General features: G+C 44.7%; 18 protein-coding genes and 1 pseudogene. 7 read left to right on the forward strand and 12 right to left on the reverse strand.

Annotated features, from left to right (window positions below; genetic code table 11):
• Positions 1–144: pseudogene (locus ACKI5J_RS14910) on the forward strand (acetyl-CoA carboxylase carboxyl transferase subunit beta); the annotation flags it as partial.
• Between the two features lie 86 nt (positions 145–230).
• Here the strand turns inward: ACKI5J_RS14910 and ACKI5J_RS14915 are convergent.
• The 3 genes from ACKI5J_RS14915 to glmM form a co-directional block, all read right to left on the reverse strand.
• Entirely contained in the window at positions 231–671 is a 441-nt protein-coding gene (locus ACKI5J_RS14915; RefSeq protein ID WP_407430279.1) for a hypothetical protein, read from the reverse strand.
• 95 nt (positions 672–766) lie between these two features.
• Positions 767–1,891, reverse strand: a complete 1,125-nt coding sequence (locus tag ACKI5J_RS14920; RefSeq protein ID WP_407430280.1) for a cysteine desulfurase family protein — start codon at positions 1,889–1,891, stop codon at positions 767–769.
• A 13-nt stretch (positions 1,892–1,904) separates the two neighbouring features.
• Positions 1,905–3,293: a phosphoglucosamine mutase gene (gene glmM / locus ACKI5J_RS14925; protein ID WP_407430281.1), complete on the reverse strand. Its 1,389-nt coding sequence runs from the start codon at positions 3,291–3,293 to the stop codon at positions 1,905–1,907.
• A 132-nt stretch (positions 3,294–3,425) separates the two neighbouring features.
• On the opposite strand from glmM, the gene ACKI5J_RS14930 reads away from it, so the two are divergent.
• From ACKI5J_RS14930 to ACKI5J_RS14940, 3 genes are read left to right on the forward strand one after another with little or no spacing between them, the layout of a single operon-like run.
• Positions 3,426–4,187 (forward strand): class I SAM-dependent methyltransferase, encoded by a 762-nt coding sequence (locus ACKI5J_RS14930; RefSeq protein ID WP_407430282.1) that lies wholly within the window; start codon positions 3,426–3,428, stop codon positions 4,185–4,187.
• A complete protein-coding gene (locus ACKI5J_RS14935) occupies positions 4,180–4,761 on the forward strand; it encodes a phosphatase PAP2 family protein (RefSeq protein ID WP_407430283.1) in 582 nt (193 codons plus the stop codon). The genes ACKI5J_RS14930 and ACKI5J_RS14935 overlap by 8 nt, the downstream gene beginning before the upstream one ends.
• Positions 4,743–5,462, forward strand: coding sequence for a ZIP family metal transporter (locus ACKI5J_RS14940; protein WP_407430284.1), 720 nt, complete (start codon positions 4,743–4,745; stop codon positions 5,460–5,462). The genes ACKI5J_RS14935 and ACKI5J_RS14940 overlap by 19 nt, the downstream gene beginning before the upstream one ends.
• Before the next feature lie 5 nt (positions 5,463–5,467).
• Here ACKI5J_RS14940 and ACKI5J_RS14945 read toward each other — a convergent pair whose 3' ends face one another.
• The 9 genes from ACKI5J_RS14945 to ACKI5J_RS14985 form a co-directional block, all read right to left on the reverse strand.
• Positions 5,468–5,917 (reverse strand): MarR family winged helix-turn-helix transcriptional regulator, encoded by a 450-nt coding sequence (locus ACKI5J_RS14945; protein WP_407430285.1) that lies wholly within the window; start codon positions 5,915–5,917, stop codon positions 5,468–5,470.
• A complete protein-coding gene (locus ACKI5J_RS14950) occupies positions 5,880–6,086 on the reverse strand; it encodes a DUF5522 domain-containing protein (protein WP_407430286.1) in 207 nt (68 codons plus the stop codon). Before ACKI5J_RS14950 ends, ACKI5J_RS14945 begins: the two co-directional genes overlap by 38 nt.
• Complete coding sequence (locus tag ACKI5J_RS14955; protein WP_407430287.1) at positions 6,086–7,027, reverse strand: MBL fold metallo-hydrolase; 942 nt, start codon at positions 7,025–7,027, stop codon at positions 6,086–6,088. The genes ACKI5J_RS14950 and ACKI5J_RS14955 overlap by 1 nt, the downstream gene beginning before the upstream one ends.
• The gene (coaE, locus tag ACKI5J_RS14960; RefSeq protein ID WP_407430288.1) at positions 7,014–7,619 is read right to left on the reverse strand and encodes a dephospho-CoA kinase; all 606 of its coding nucleotides are present in this window, start codon (positions 7,617–7,619) and stop codon (positions 7,014–7,016) included. Before coaE ends, ACKI5J_RS14955 begins: the two co-directional genes overlap by 14 nt.
• 4 nt (positions 7,620–7,623) lie before the next feature.
• A complete protein-coding gene (locus ACKI5J_RS14965; RefSeq protein WP_407430289.1) occupies positions 7,624–8,481 on the reverse strand; it encodes a hypothetical protein in 858 nt (285 codons plus the stop codon).
• 154 nt (positions 8,482–8,635) lie between these two features.
• Positions 8,636–8,950 carry a preprotein translocase subunit YajC gene (gene yajC / locus ACKI5J_RS14970; RefSeq protein ID WP_407430290.1) on the reverse strand — a complete coding sequence of 105 codons (315 nt, stop codon included), beginning with the start codon at positions 8,948–8,950 and terminating at the stop codon, positions 8,636–8,638.
• Between the two features lie 7 nt (positions 8,951–8,957).
• The gene (locus tag ACKI5J_RS14975) at positions 8,958–9,395 is read right to left on the reverse strand and encodes a DUF1573 domain-containing protein (protein ID WP_407430291.1); all 438 of its coding nucleotides are present in this window, start codon (positions 9,393–9,395) and stop codon (positions 8,958–8,960) included.
• 6 nt (positions 9,396–9,401) lie between these two features.
• A complete protein-coding gene (gene nusB / locus ACKI5J_RS14980) occupies positions 9,402–10,349 on the reverse strand; it encodes a transcription antitermination factor NusB (protein ID WP_407430292.1) in 948 nt (315 codons plus the stop codon).
• Between the two features lie 71 nt (positions 10,350–10,420).
• Positions 10,421–11,509, reverse strand: coding sequence for a Glu/Leu/Phe/Val family dehydrogenase (locus ACKI5J_RS14985; protein WP_407430293.1), 1,089 nt, complete (start codon positions 11,507–11,509; stop codon positions 10,421–10,423).
• Between the two features lie 314 nt (positions 11,510–11,823).
• Between ACKI5J_RS14985 and ACKI5J_RS14990 the strand changes: the two genes are divergently transcribed.
• The 3 genes from ACKI5J_RS14990 (at position 11,824) to speB (ending at position 15,037) form a co-directional block, all read left to right on the forward strand.
• A complete protein-coding gene (locus tag ACKI5J_RS14990) occupies positions 11,824–13,617 on the forward strand; it encodes an ABC transporter ATP-binding protein (RefSeq protein ID WP_407430294.1) in 1,794 nt (597 codons plus the stop codon).
• Positions 13,618–13,695: 78 nt separating this feature from the next.
• Positions 13,696–14,019, forward strand: a complete 324-nt coding sequence (locus ACKI5J_RS14995) for a DUF3276 family protein (RefSeq protein ID WP_106290833.1) — start codon at positions 13,696–13,698, stop codon at positions 14,017–14,019.
• 130 nt (positions 14,020–14,149) lie between these two features.
• Entirely contained in the window at positions 14,150–15,037 is an 888-nt protein-coding gene (speB, locus tag ACKI5J_RS15000; RefSeq protein WP_407430295.1) for an agmatinase, read from the forward strand.
• The last annotated feature ends 21 nt before the right edge of the window (positions 15,038–15,058 follow it).

Consider the following 15,058-nt stretch of genomic DNA (forward strand, 5'->3'; position numbering starts at 1 on the left):
ATTAAAGAAACCATTAAAAAAGACCTTCCTAAAGGATTTCAGACTTCAGAGTTTGTACTGGAGCACGGCTTCCTCGACTTCATCGTAGACCGGAGAGAAATGAAAAGCAAAATCTCCAACTTCATTTCACTGATGAATAACTAACGTATCCATGCGGGCAGACGCCTGCTGCTACACCGAAACGCCCCGTCTGCAACATGCAAACGGGGCGTTTTAGTGAAACAAAACGCTTAAAGATCACCTCCGGACCCGGTTCCTGGCTCATGGCCTACAATGGGATCTGACCTTCTGGATTCCAACCGGGACGAAAATCCCGTGTCAGGCGAATTAAGATGCTGAGGGGCATTGCTTGCAGTGGTCGGCTCATCATCATCGTCTAAAACGATATCTTCCTCATCATCATCATCGTCCAGAATAATGTCATCGTCATCAGCAAAGTCATCATCCTCCGTGAGGTCATCGTCTGCAATCAGATCATCGTCGTCATCATCAGGATCCATATCACGTGCAACGATATCATCATCTTCATCGTCATCTATTTCATCAACGTCGAGATCAAAGTCGCTGTCATCTTCATCATCAAGAGGTGTTATATCATCTTCGTCTTGAGGGCCGGAATAGGTTTCCGCTATTCGCTCTCTTTCCTGATACTTTTCTTCAAATAGTTCCATACATCAATCAGTTTAAAGGTTTAACACCCTTACTAACAAACGCATACAGGTACATTGTTTGAGGAAATAAGAAATATTACATTAGCCCCACGATATTAAACGGCCAGGGCTTCCTTCAACTTCGCTATGGTGAAATCAATTTCTTCTCTTGTAGTGAACTTACTGAAGGAGAATCGGATCGCTGGCCTGTCCGGACTTGCCCCGATGGCTTCCAACACATGCGAGCCGATGTTCGTACCCGAACTGCAGGCACTGCCGCCCGAAACTGATATACCCGAAATATCTAAATTAAACAACAGCATATCAGCCATTTCCATCTCCGGAAAAGATGCATTCAACACCGTGTACAGGCTCAAAGAAGGATCCGTTTCACCGTTGAAACTAACACCCTGTATGGTCTCCAGCTGTTCTTTCATATAAGACTTGATACCCTGAATGTGCTGATGATGCTCATCCATATCCCTGTATGCAATCTCCAGGGCCTTAGCCATGCCGACAATGCCATAGATGTTTTCCGTGCCGCCACGCATATTCCGCTCCTGGGCACCACCGCTAATCATCGGAGCAATCTTCACCTGATGGTTGATATATAAAAATCCGGTTCCCTTTGGTCCGTGAAGTTTATGCGCCGCACATACCAGAAAATGCACTTTCAGCTTCTGAACATCATGAGGATAATGCCCCATCGTTTGGACCGTGTCACAATGAAACAATGCACCGTGCCTTTCACATATCTCCCCTACCGCCTCGATATCCGTCAGCGTACCCAGCTCATTATTCGCGTGCATAAGCGACACCAAGCTCTTTTCCTGCGCGATAAGCTCCTCCAGGTGAGCGAGGTCAACATTTCCCTTACTGTCAATGTTCACATAGCTTAGCCGGATCTGCCCCTGCTTCTCCAGGTCCTCCAACGTGTGCAATACCGCATGATGCTCAGTCCTTGCCGTCACCGCATGCTTAATGCCATAGCTGGCAATTCCCGACCGGATAGCCGTATTATCTGCTTCCGTGCCGCCGGAAGTAAAAAAAATCTCCGAAGGTGCCGCATGCAGCAAACCTGCAACTGTTTTCCGCGACTTCTCCAATAGCGATCTCGCCTCCCTGCCATGACCATGAATTGATGATGGATTGCCAAAACAGTTTTCCATCACCGAAGTCATCTCCTTCAACACTTCCGTATCAAGAGGAGTGGTCGCGGCATTATCTAAATACACCCGCATTACATCCTATTAATTAAGCTCCTAAAATTGTATTCATATCTGCAATCAACCTGGTTGCCAAGGCGTTTGCATTTTCTTCCGACGTCGATTCAGAATATATCCTGATAATCGGTTCAGTATTTGATTTTCTCAAATGCACCCATTCATTATCAAATTCGATCTTCAAACCATCTATGGTCGAATGAGGCTGATCGATATACTTATCCTGTACCTGCTTCAACAACGCATCAATGTCCATACCTTCTCTAAGCGTCATCTTATTCTTGGAGATGAAGTAGTTGGGATAAGAAGCACGCAACTGAGACACTTTTTGACCAGATTCAGCCAGATGAGTCAGAAATAAAGCGATTCCAACAAGAGCATCCCTGCCATAGTGCAATTCAGGGAAGATCACTCCACCATTACCTTCACCGCCTATAATCGCATTAGTCTCCTTCATCTTGTTCACCACATTCACCTCGCCCACTGCAGCCGCCTGGTAGGTAAAACCAGCCCTTTCAGTCACATCCCGCAATGCTCTCGTCGAAGAAAGATTCGATACCGTATTACCTCCCTGCTTCTTCAAAACAAAGTCTGAAACCGCTACCAGCGTGTACTCTTCTCCAAATACAGAGCCGTCTTCACAGATAAAGCACAGGCGATCCACGTCCGGATCAACCGCAATACCCAGATCGGCACGTTTTGCCACTACCTCCTGCGAAAGCGCTACCAGGTTTTCAGGCAGAGGTTCAGGGTTATGAGGAAAATGGCCGTCAGGGGTACAATACAACTCATGGATCGTCTGGACGCCTAAAGCTCTCAATAAAGCCGGCACGAAGATACCACCCGAAGAGTTAACACAGTCAATCGCAATCTTAAACTGCGCCTTTCTGATCAGCTCCACATTCACCAGAGGCAAAGCAAGAATCAGATCAATATGCTTTTGCATATAACTGTTATCCATCGTGATGGTTCCCAAACAGTCTACTTCCGAAAACTCAAGATCATCCATCGTCTCCGCCAGCTCGAGAACCTCCTTACCTTCGATATCATTGATAAACTCGCCCGAAGCATTAAGAAGTTTCAGTGCGTTCCACTGTTTCGGGTTATGGCTCGCCGTAATGATAATACCACCACCGGCACGTTCTAAAGGCACCGCAACCTCAACAGTAGGCGTAGTAGAAAGCCCCAGATCAATAACATCCATCCCGATACTTTGCAGGGTGCCGGCAATGAGGTTACGAACCATTTCACCGGAAATACGCGCGTCCCTGCCAATAACAATCTTGTTCTTTCCGGTCTTCGCAGCTATCCACTTGCCATAAGCCGCCGTAAACTTCAATATATCTACAGGGGTTAGACCATCTCCGGATTTACCGCCGATAGTACCTCTGATTCCTGAAATTGATTTTATAAGAGTCACGTTTAGATTTTTATATGAGCGTCAAAAATAAGAATAAAACAGTTAAATCATCTTACCTATACCTGTGTCCGTTTTGCCTTCCAACGCGTCTTTTACTATGGTTGTTAAAGGGAGATAAAAAAATATGTAAGTTTGCAACTTTGTAAATTCTACGATATGCCCGACAAATGGTATCAGAGCTGGTTTAACTCGCCATACTATCACATTCTATACAGTCAGCACAATGATTCTGAGGCCGAGTTTTTTATCGATAACCTTTGTTTGCGACTGAAGCCTGCTCCCAATGCCCGGATCCTCGATATTGCAAGCGGCAGAGGCAGGCATTCCATCTACCTCAATAAAAAAGGTTTTGATGTTACAGGCATTGACCTATCGCACTCCAATATTACTTATGCCAAGCACTATGAAAATGAAACACTTCATTTTTACGAGCATGACATGCGGCACCTGCTATACATCAACTATTTCGACGTCGCGCTGAACCTTTTCACAAGCTTTGGCTACTTTGAATCAGAGAGCGATCACGTTAAGGCCCTTCAGGCATTCCGTAAATCACTCAAACCAGAGGGCTTGCTTGTTCTTGATTATTTCAACAGCAGCAAAATTTTAAGCCACCTCACCAATAAGGCGACCAGGAAAGTGAGCGGCATAGACTTTCATATAACTAAGCACGTAAGTAACGGCAAAGTCATCAAAACCATTAACTTTGAAGACAAGGGCCATCATTATGAGTACAAGGAAGAAGTCGTCGCTTTTTCACTCACCGACTTCGAAAAAATATTTAAGCTAAGCGGCTTTGAAATAATCCATTACTACGGGGACTATTCACTGTCAGAATACGAAGAGACAACATCCGACAGATTAATATTTATTTGCAAAAAAGCAGATGATTGACCAGCTAATGCAACTTGACCACCAGGCCTTTCTCGGGATCAACCAAGGGCTTGCCAATCCATTTTTCGATTGGATCATGCCCCTGCTCCGGAACAGATTCTTTTGGATCCCGCTCTATTTCTTTCTGATCGTCTTTCTCGCAAGACATTATAGAAAGTTCGGGTGGATATGCATCATTTTTCTGCTAATCACCTTTGCGATAAGCGACTTCGTAAGCGCATCGATGATCAAACCTATTTTCGAGAGGCTGAGACCTTGCAATGAGATAGGTTTCAGAGAAGAGATTCGTTCCCTGGTACACTGCGGAAGCGGGTTTAGCTTTCCCTCCTCGCATGCAACCAACCATTTCGCCATCGGCGTCTTTCTCATCGTAGTCTTTTCTCACCGCTGGAAACCCATAACGATCCTGGCTCTGGGATGGGCCTTCAGCATCTCATTTGCCCAGGTATACGTAGGCGTACACTTTCCCGTAGACGTAACCGTTGGCGCCCTGTTGGGATCACTGGTCGGCTACGTCGTTGGCTCTACCTTCCTCACCCTTTATATGAAACAAATATGGAATACTGGAAGCTGATAGTCCTCTTTGCCAGCTGTTTCCTGGGAGGAATGAGCATTTTCTTTTTTAAAAAAGAGAACACCAAAAGCATTAAGCTCCTACTATCTTTTAGCGGAGCATATCTGTTTGCCATTACCGTCTTACACCTCATTCCGGAAGTATACGAGACGCACGACCATAACATCGGCCTGTATATACTCGGCGGATTTCTGTTTCAGATCATGCTCGAGCAGTTCTCAGATGGTATCGAACACGGTCACGTGCATAACGCTGGTCACAGCCACCATCATTTTCCTTACGGAATCATCATCAGTCTCTGCCTTCACGCCTTTCTGGAGGGTATGCCGCTCACACAAGGGCATCAAAACGAACTGTTGTTTGGCATTGCCCTGCACCACATTCCCGCGGCCTTCGCCCTTGCAAGCGTGTTGGTGCAGAACAAGATCAGCAAAAACATGATCATCGCCATGATCGTCTTGTTTTCACTGATGTCTCCCTTCGGATACATCCTGAGCAACGGGCTCAGCAACGGCTCCATCGGCAATATCGATGCCTACTTCGACCGAATAATGGCTGTGGTCATCGGAATATTTCTGCATATTTCCACCACTATTCTCTTCGAATCAAGCGTCGATCATCATTTCAACAAAAAGAAACTGCTCGCTGTATTGGCCGGCACCGCTATCGCCCTAACAGGCTTTTTTATGCACAGCCACTAGCAAGACTATCCTCGCAGCTTATCCAGCAATACATTAAGCTGCCTGGCTTCATCCTCTGTAAGGTTGTTTTTGAGAATGTCTACAGGTGTCACCACCGGATCCAGATACGCAAGCACATCGAGTCCTTTTTGGGTAATTAGGATATCTACAGCTCTCCGGTCCACTGCGTTCACGGTACGTGTTACCAGCTCTTTCTGCACAAGCCTTTCCACTATACGAGATGCATCAGACATTTTATCGAGCATACGCTCCTTAAGCAGGTTGATGGTTGAAGGGTTTGGAAACTGTCCACGCAGTATCCGTAAAAGGTTATATTGTTGCAGTGTTACTTGTTCAGTACTCAGGCGCTCTTTTACCAGCCCCGTAACCCAGCTATAAGAATAAATCATATTGACTACCAGCTTGTGATAATCATTCTTAAATCTTACCTGATGGATTTCCTTCTCTAATTCCATTTGTATTCAAATTAACGGTTAATCTTTCTTCTTTATCTGATTGTCCGTAATTCCATGGGCAGTTTAAACAACTATTTTCACAGCAATATCCCCGCTTCTGGTGATAATCAGCCGTGAAAACCATGTACCCTTCTTCATTAAAATAATAGTCTTTGTGCTCTTCCAGCATCAGACTAATAATTTAACCGGCATCACACCAGCAAAATGCTGTCTCAAGTGTTCACCGTCCCCGTGAAGAGTCCATACTTCTAAAGGCTTTACAGCCTCTATATATTTCAAAATATCATTCCAGTCCGCATGATCGGATATATAGATCGAAAGATCATTCTGAGCCTGCAAACGCTTCCAGCCCGAAGCGAAAGCTCTCAATACTCCCTTAGCTCTGAAATAACAGTCAAATGTAAGAGGAGGAACAATATAAACAAACCCCTTATCAGGGTATTTCATCAATTTCCGGTTATATGGAGCGTAATTGCCCGGATGGAAACCGAAATCTTCATACAATTTCGTAATGCCCACCATGGAATGGTGCAAAAGGACCGAACGTTGCGGACAATGTTCCGTTATCAGGTTGACGAGTCGCTGGCTTTTCCCAAGCGAATACGAGCCGAGTAATACATTATGACTGCTGGCATTAAGCTTTCTGATTTCTTCTATTGGATCGGGATGAAGTACCTCCGGATTGGCAAAGGTTGTCTCCGTTATCAGCACATCTGCCTGCACCATATCAATCCGTTCACAGGTAGGATCTTCCTGCATCTTGATGTCGCCCGTATAAAGATACCTCGTGCCCTCGTATTCCATCAGTATTTGAGCTGACCCCAGAATATGTCCGGCAGCAATCATGGTAATCTTTATCGCACCGATGTAAAAAGGCTGATGAAAATCTAAAGTCTTAAACTGTTTCGCCGCATTCTTTCTAAGTCTCAGCTGCATGATCGCCGCAGTAGCCTTGGTGCAGTAGACAAGTTCATTTCCCGCACAGGCGTGATCTCCATGTGCATGGGTGATAACAGCCGTCTTTACGGGCAGTTTCGGGTCCAGGTAAAAATCCCCTGCCCGACAGTATAATCCCGACTCTGTAAAGGCCAGGAAGTCATTTATGATCATTATTTATTAATGCTAAATCAGTTATTTGGTGATGCAGGGCAAGCACCTGAGGTATGAGCGGCTTCGTCTCATCATTCACAATCACGAAGCTCGCCAGTTTCTCCTTCTCTTCATCGCTCATCTGTTTGTCCATGCGTTTTATTACCTCCTCTTTGCCAATACCATCCCGCAACATTACCCTGGCTGTTCTGAGGTCAACCGGCGACTTAACTAATATCGTATAAGCACAATCCTTCGAAGATCCGCTTTCAAAAAGAATCGCCGCTTCCTTCAACACATATAACCCCTCTTGAGCAAAAGACCACCTGTCGAAGTCACGAAAAACCGCTGGATGCACCAAACCATTCAACTGCTGGAGCCGTTCGGCATTATTGAAAACGATAGCTCCTAAAAATGCCCGGTTAAGCGTTTGTCCGCTATATGCCTCTCGGCCGAACACCGTCTTAATTCCATCGATCAGCTCAGGGTCAGTCTGCATCAGTATTTTGGCCCTTACATCAGCATAGTAAACGGAAACGCCTAAGAGCTCAAATAAGCGGCATACGGTAGTTTTTCCGCTACCTATACCACCGGTTATTCCAATTTTTAACATGCGGTTATTTTATAAAGAAATCGACAACCTGGGGATCCACTTTCACCATTTTAACAAACTGGGGGCGTCTTCGGATCATTACAGGGAGCTGCGAGTAACTATTTGCCGACCTGTCCTTCAGATCAATAGCCACGGAAAACGAATCAACCTTCATAGCAGGATAGCGACTAAGCGGAGTTAAAACCGTTATAGCCACACGTTCGGGCAGCACCTGAACCTCTCTTCCGCCCGCATTTAGCACTTTTACCGGTACCTCTATGATCTTCTCCGTAAACATCTCCACAGGGATCTCCACTTTAACCGACAAGGGAAACACATCAATATTATTAGCCTTCGACTCCATGAAGCCTATTTTCGCAGTTACCGGCGCATCTACATCGTTCCGCGTAAGCATGGTCGTAGGCCAAACTTCAATATTTTTCAAGTCTTCGGTTGCTCCGTTGACAATGACATGGTTCGGCGTCATTCTTATGGGACCGGAAATGCCATAATTCTTTTCAAAAGTGAGATTATGCATCAAACGGATAGGAATCTTCTTAACCGAGCGCTTGGAGAAATCGAAAAACAAGGTGTCTGGAAGTACGGAAATAACTTTCTGACTGGAGGCAAACTGCCTGTTTATATCGCCTAGTTGATTGGAGAAAACAATAAAGCTACGCGTATTTAAAGACTTCAGGCTTACATTTATTGCCGTAGGCTGCAAACGCAGTCTGGAAAACAACAATTGCCAACCAGAGCCTTCTATTTGAAGCGTCACACTATCGTCTTGCAGCGGATGGTATGCCCGGTTCTCAGGCGGATCCACATAGTTGACTTTAGATTCAACCTTGTAAATATAATTGCCCGATAATGCAATCATCATCCAGGTAGAAAATGCGACAATTAAACAGCTAACAAACACTGTTAAACGTCGTCTTTCAATACGATTCAGAGTTATCAAGGGCATAAAGAATAAAGATATAACAAACTTCCCTTAATAAGCAGAATGCCGTCTTAAAAGACGGCATTCAAAATTTCTAAGCTTTAACAGCATTAAGCGCCTTAGACGCGTCAAGCGAAATCGCCGACTTGTCAAAGCGAATCTTCGCGCCACTCTCCACTTCGATTAAGAAAGAGGTTTCGTTCATATCAACAATTCTGCCGTGAATACCTGCAGATGTAATTACCCTATCTCCCTTTTTCAGCTCCTCGATAAACTTCTTCTGATCTTTAGCTTTCTTCATCTGCGGACGGATCATGAAAAAGTAGAACACGATGATGATTAACACCATTGGCAAGAAGCTCATCAGCTGAGACGCACCGCCAGCTTGTAGTAAGATTGATACTATCATTTTGAATTTATTTAGTTAAAGATTGAACTTCACCCTTGATGAAAAGTTCTGTTGAAGGTGTTGCCGCATTCGATGCAATAATAACCTGTTTATTTTGTACACCCACCTTACCTGATGTGTCGAATATAACCTTGATAACTCCGCTCGCCCCAGGTGCAATCGGCTCATGTGGATAATCAGGCACCGTACACCCACAGCTTGCCGAAGCGTTTGTGATGATCAGCGGGCTTGTACCTGTATTGGTAAATTTGAAGTCGTGAGATACCTTATCTCCGTCTTTAGCCTTCCCAAAATCGTATACCGGGCTTTCGAAAACAATGGTGGCCGCACTTGCGGAATCAGCCGCAACCGAATCCTGTGTATTCTCTTTAGATGATGTGTTGCTGTTACATGCAGATAAACTAATTGCAAGCCCCGCAACGGCAATGATAAAAAGCTTTTTCATATAAATTTATTCTATTAATCCCCGACCTACCTTACGGATTTTACCCGCAGCCTTAAGGTCGGCTAAAATTTTGTCTAAAATACCATTAATAAACAAATTACTTTTAGGAGTACTGAACTCTTTTGCGATTTCAATGTACTCGTTCATCGTTACCTTAACCGGTATCCCCTGGAAGTGAATAAGCTCCGCGATCGCCATCTTCATCAACAGGATGTCAATAATAGCTATACGATCTGCGTCCCAGTTTTTTGTTTTATCAGAAATAAACCGCTGGAATTCCTCGTCAAATGCAATCACCCTCGAGAAAAGGTCGAGGATAAACTCCCGGTCTTCTGACCATGACGAGCTGATAAGGGCAAGCTTATTTTCTGCAGGAACCTCACTCTGGAAGTTACTGAAAGTCTTGGCGAGCATGGCCTCCAAAACCTCCTTGTCTACAGGCCAGTTAATGAACTTCTCTTCAAAAGTCTGTTCAATTCCTGGCGTTACACGAATGATTTTTTTGTAAATATATTTAATGATGTCTTTCTCCGCACGAAGGGAGGTATCTTCACTTTCCAGATATTTCTGATAAGTCTCAGATTCTTTCAGGATGTTAAATATCTGCTTGGTCACCTCCAGATCAAGACTGGATGCCAGTGAGTATTTCTTGGCGTTAATCTGGAAGGCCGGGTTCTCCCTCAGCAGCTGAATAAATTTATTGGTATTAAGCTTGGTGTTAGCATTCAGGTCGCTCTCCGAAGGGCGGTGCTTATTCGCACGTTCATCAGCGTCAACAAGTACATAGTCGGCAACATCAACAAGTAAACCAAGCAGGTAGATATACATCTCGTATACCTCATCTACGCTTTCTAATAATTTTTTCTCGAAAACCTTTACTACTTTGTCTTCTGAAGAGTGGTACGCATATAATACCTGTAATACTTTTACTCTAAGCTGCCTTCTGTTTAACATGTTATAAGAACGATTTCTAATAAATATACTCCACTTACTGATGATCTTCCGCCAATGCGGACTTGATACATCTAATAAGCTCCTTTAATTTTCTTTATGTCTGCGATACGCTTCTCAGCAATGATGTCTGCCGCCCTGATAGCCGGAATATGATCCTGGGCAGACTTCTGCAATACACTCCTTGTTGCTGAATAGATATTCTCTGCAAGCTGCATCGTGCGCTTGCGGCTATATCCGGATAATTCGGAGTAGCAGTTGATCATCCCGCCCGCATTAATCAGATAATCCGGCGCATAAAGGATGCCTTTATCAAGAAGCATTCTTCCGTGCAGGTCCTCATCAGCCAACTGGTTATTTGCCGAGCCCGCTATGATTGCACACTTCATCTTTGGAATAGTTTCCGAATTAACAGTACCTCCCATTGCACATGGTGCGTAAACATCAAACTCAAAATCAAGGAGACTGTTGTTGGAAACAGCCTGCGCACCATATTTGGCCGCTACACGCATCAAGCGATCCTCGTTGATGTCACTTACGTAAACCTTCGCATGCTCCTCGCGAAGCAAATGAACCAGATTCTCGCCTACCTGACCAATTCCCTGAACGGCTATAGACCGGCCAACGAGACTATCATTCCCGAAATGTTCTTTAATACAGGCTTTTATACCCATCAGCACCCCTTTGGCTGCTATTGGCGAAGGATCACCGCTTCCACCCAGGGTTTCAGGAACGCCGGTTACGTACTGGGTTTCCATCCGGATATATTCCATATCCTTGGTCGTGGTACCCAGATCTTCCGCTGTAATGAATGTTCCGTTAAGGTTCTTGATAAAACGACCGAAACGGCGCATTAACGCCTCCGTCTTGTCAGTAGAGCTGTCGCCAATGATAACTGCGTTACCTCCACCCAAATTAAGTCCGCTGATAGCGGCTTTATAAGTCATGGTACGTGATAGCCTTAGCACATCACTCAATGCATCTGCTTCTGTACTGTAAGTCCACATCCTGGTTCCACCTAATGCGGGACCCAGAGTGGTATCATGGATGGCAATGATAGCCTTCAATCCTGTATCCTCATCACTGCAGAACACAACGTTCTGATGCGATGACTTACTTAACTGATTAAAAACAGAACCTTCTTCAAACGACTTTAAAGACATATTTTTTTGGACGGAATGAGGCTTCAAAAGTAGTAATTTTTTCGCGATAATCATGGCACTTTGTGGCTGGTTCGCATATTTTCTATCCTTCGCCGTCATGAATAAGCCTGGTTCCCGCTCCGATCAGGCTAAGACCATCTTAAAGTCAGTGACGTATCAACGTCGTACCAAGGTCGTACCAGCTTCGGACCAGCTTCGGGAAAATTCGAACAAAGGCCGACGCCGATACGAGCTTGGTCCCTGCCTTGTAGCTATCTGTATAAGACATGGTCAGAGGAGATCTCCAGTAAATATGTACTTTTGCAGAACGGGATATGAAACATCTGGCCTATCTAAATAAATTCTTCTACAAGTATCGCTGGAGACTGATTCCGGGGATCATTTTTGTAATCGTTTCAAACATCTTTGCCGTACTTCCGGCGAGGGTTATACAAATCGCGTTCGACCTGGTAAGCGAAAACATTGGAGTATACCGGCTGTTCGACGGGTTTGACCGGCAAAAAATAGTTTATGAAGTTTTTAGTTCCAGTCTGCTGTTCTTCGGTGCGCTGGTGCTGGCATTAGCCCTCCTTCGGGGTCTGTTCCTGTTCTTTATGCGGCAAACCATTATTCTGATGTCGCGGCATATTGAATATGATCTCAAAAACGAGATATACGCGCATTACCAGGACCTTTCCATGAGCTTTTACAGGAGAAATGACACCGGCGACCTGATGAACAGGGCAACGGAAGATGTGAGCCGTGTCCGCATGTATGTAGGACCTGCCATCATGTACAGTCTCAACACGATAGTCCTCTTCATTCTGATCATCGTTTCCATGGTCAACGTCAGTGTGAAGCTGGCTTTTTTCAGCCTGCTGCCACTTCCGTTGATGGCTGTCATTATCTACTACGTCCACTCTATGATCAACACCAGGAGCGAACAGATCCAGAGACAACTTTCCCGTTTATCAGGGTTCGCTCAGGAGAACTTCTCCGGAATACGGGTGATTAAATCCTATGGAAGGGAAGACGATATCCGCGAAAAATTTGCGAAAGAAAGTGAAGAATACAAAAAAACCTCCCTAGCACTGGTTCAGGTGCAAGCTATTTTCTACCCCGTATTGCTGCTGCTCATTGGCATTAGCACCATTGTCACCATCTATATAGGCGGACTGGAAGTTATGGCCGGCTCCATCTCTGCCGGTAATATTGCGGAGTTTGTGGTGTACGTAAACCAGTTGATGTTTCCGGTAATGTCGCTCGGATGGGTCACCTCGCTGATTCAGCGGGCAGCAGCCTCTCAGAAGAGAATCAACGAGTTTCTGGAGACGAAGTCTGACATCCGTTCCAAAACATCATCTCCGCTTCAAATCAAAGGGAAGATTGAATTCCGAAATGTCACCTTTGTCTACCCGGATACAGGCATCAAAGCGCTGAATAACGTTTCGTTTACGATTGAACCGGGACAGTTCGTCGCCATCGCTGGCAGAACCGGGTCGGGCAAATCAACCATCGCCAATCTGATCATGCGCATGTATGACCCGACAGAAGGAAGCATCTTGATTGATGGCGTGCCGCTTCCAGATGTGGACCTTAAACAATACAGAAGTAAGCTGGGCTTTGTTCCTCAGGAAGTTTTCCTGTTTTCTGACACGATAGCGAATAACATCGCCTTTGGTGAGGCGTCTACGGAAATGCCGAAAGTGTACCAGGCGGCGAAAGACGCGGCGGTTTACGCCAATATCATGAAATTTGAACATAACTTCGAAACCTTGGTGGGCGAACGGGGCGTTACCCTTTCGGGCGGACAAAAACAGCGTGTTTCCATTGCCAGGGCATTGATTAAGTCTCCGCAGATTCTGGTGATGGACGACTGTCTTTCAGCTATCGATACGAAAACTGAAGAAGAGATTCTGAGAAATTTGGGAACTAATTTACAAGGCAAAACGAGCATCCTCATTTCACACCGCATATCAACCATAAAAAACGCTGATAAGATACTGGTGTTCGATAAAGGGCAGATTATTGAGCAGGGAGACCATGAAGAACTGTTAAAAACAGACGGCCCTTACCGGTACCTCTATGAAAAACAGCTTTTGGAAGACCAGCTGCCTGAAGAAAAGTGACTATTTGTGTAATAAATTGTATTTTGATCTTTAAATATTTATACGTTATATTTACCGCAACCAAACTTTAACTATAACATGGGAGATTTTGAAAACAAAGAGAGAGAAGAGGTTTTTTCAAAGAAAGTAAGAGCCGGGAAACGTACCTATTTTTTTGATGTAAAGTCAACACGTTCAAATGACTATTACATTACGGTTACGGAGAGCAAGAAACGTCTTGAGGACGGGGTTTTTGTTAAGCACAAGATCTTTTTGTACAAAGAAGATTTTGAGAAGTTTGCCGAAGGTCTGAAAGACACCGTAGACTATATCAAAGCTCACCAAGATGTTATAGAAAAAAAGTATGAGTTCAGCGAGCAGCCGGTTGAAGTTGCTAAAACTGAAGATGATTTTACGTTTTAACAGACTTAAGACTCGTTAAAACCATTTTATAAGAGATTCAAAAGAGAAACCATACCGCATGCGGTATGGTTTCTCTTTTTTAAAGACCACCCTGCTTGATATTTTATATCTTTGCCCTTATTTTTCAAGAATGAAGGCTATATCTGGTAATCAATTCCTCGGACTTTACGACCCTGCTCTTACTGCCTATGATAGCAGTAAGGTGGTAATCCAGCAGCTTCCCTATGAGTATACCTCGTCTTATATTGCGGGTTCTGCTAATGGTCCGGCGGCTATTGTCGCAGCATCCGGGTTTGTAGAATGCTATGACGAAGAGATCGATACCGAGATTGTTGATGAGATAGGAATCCACACAGCGAATCCCCTTGATTTTGATAACGTGGTGAACGAACAGGCCATTAGCCTCATCGAGAACTCTACCAGCCGGCTGTTGAAAGACGACAAGTTTGTGGTTTCGTTGGGTGCTGAACACACTGTAACCTACGGCATCGTCAAAGCGTTCGCCAGAAAATACCCTAATCTGAGCATCCTTCAGATCGACGCTCATTCTGACCTTCGTCAAAGCTATCAGGACAATCCGCTGTCGCACGCTTGTGTGATGGCACGTATTCATGATATGGGCCTGACGATCTGCCAGGCTGGTATCCGTGCGCAGGCACGCGAAGAAGCTGAACTGATCAAGTCGTCTGAAAACATCCATACCCTTTACGCTCATCAGATACGGACCAATCCCCTGTGGATCGATGAAATCATCGCGCCGCTGAATAATGATGTTTATATCACCATAGATGCCGATGGATTTGACCCTTCTATTATTCCAGGTGTGGGTACCGCAGAACCAAACGGTCTGTTCTGGACGGAAACATTACAGTTACTTCAGCAGGTTTGCAAGGACAGAAATGTGGTAGGCTTCGACATTGTAGAATGTGCTCCTATAGAAGGAAGCATCCTGTCTGAATACACCCTTGCCAAACTGGCTTATAAGCTGATCGGATATCGCTTTCAAACATCTGTATAATTAGTTATATAAAATTTAAAA

Source organism: Arcticibacter sp., from assembly GCF_045629565.1.
Lineage (GTDB): Bacteria > Bacteroidota > Bacteroidia > Sphingobacteriales > Sphingobacteriaceae > Arcticibacter.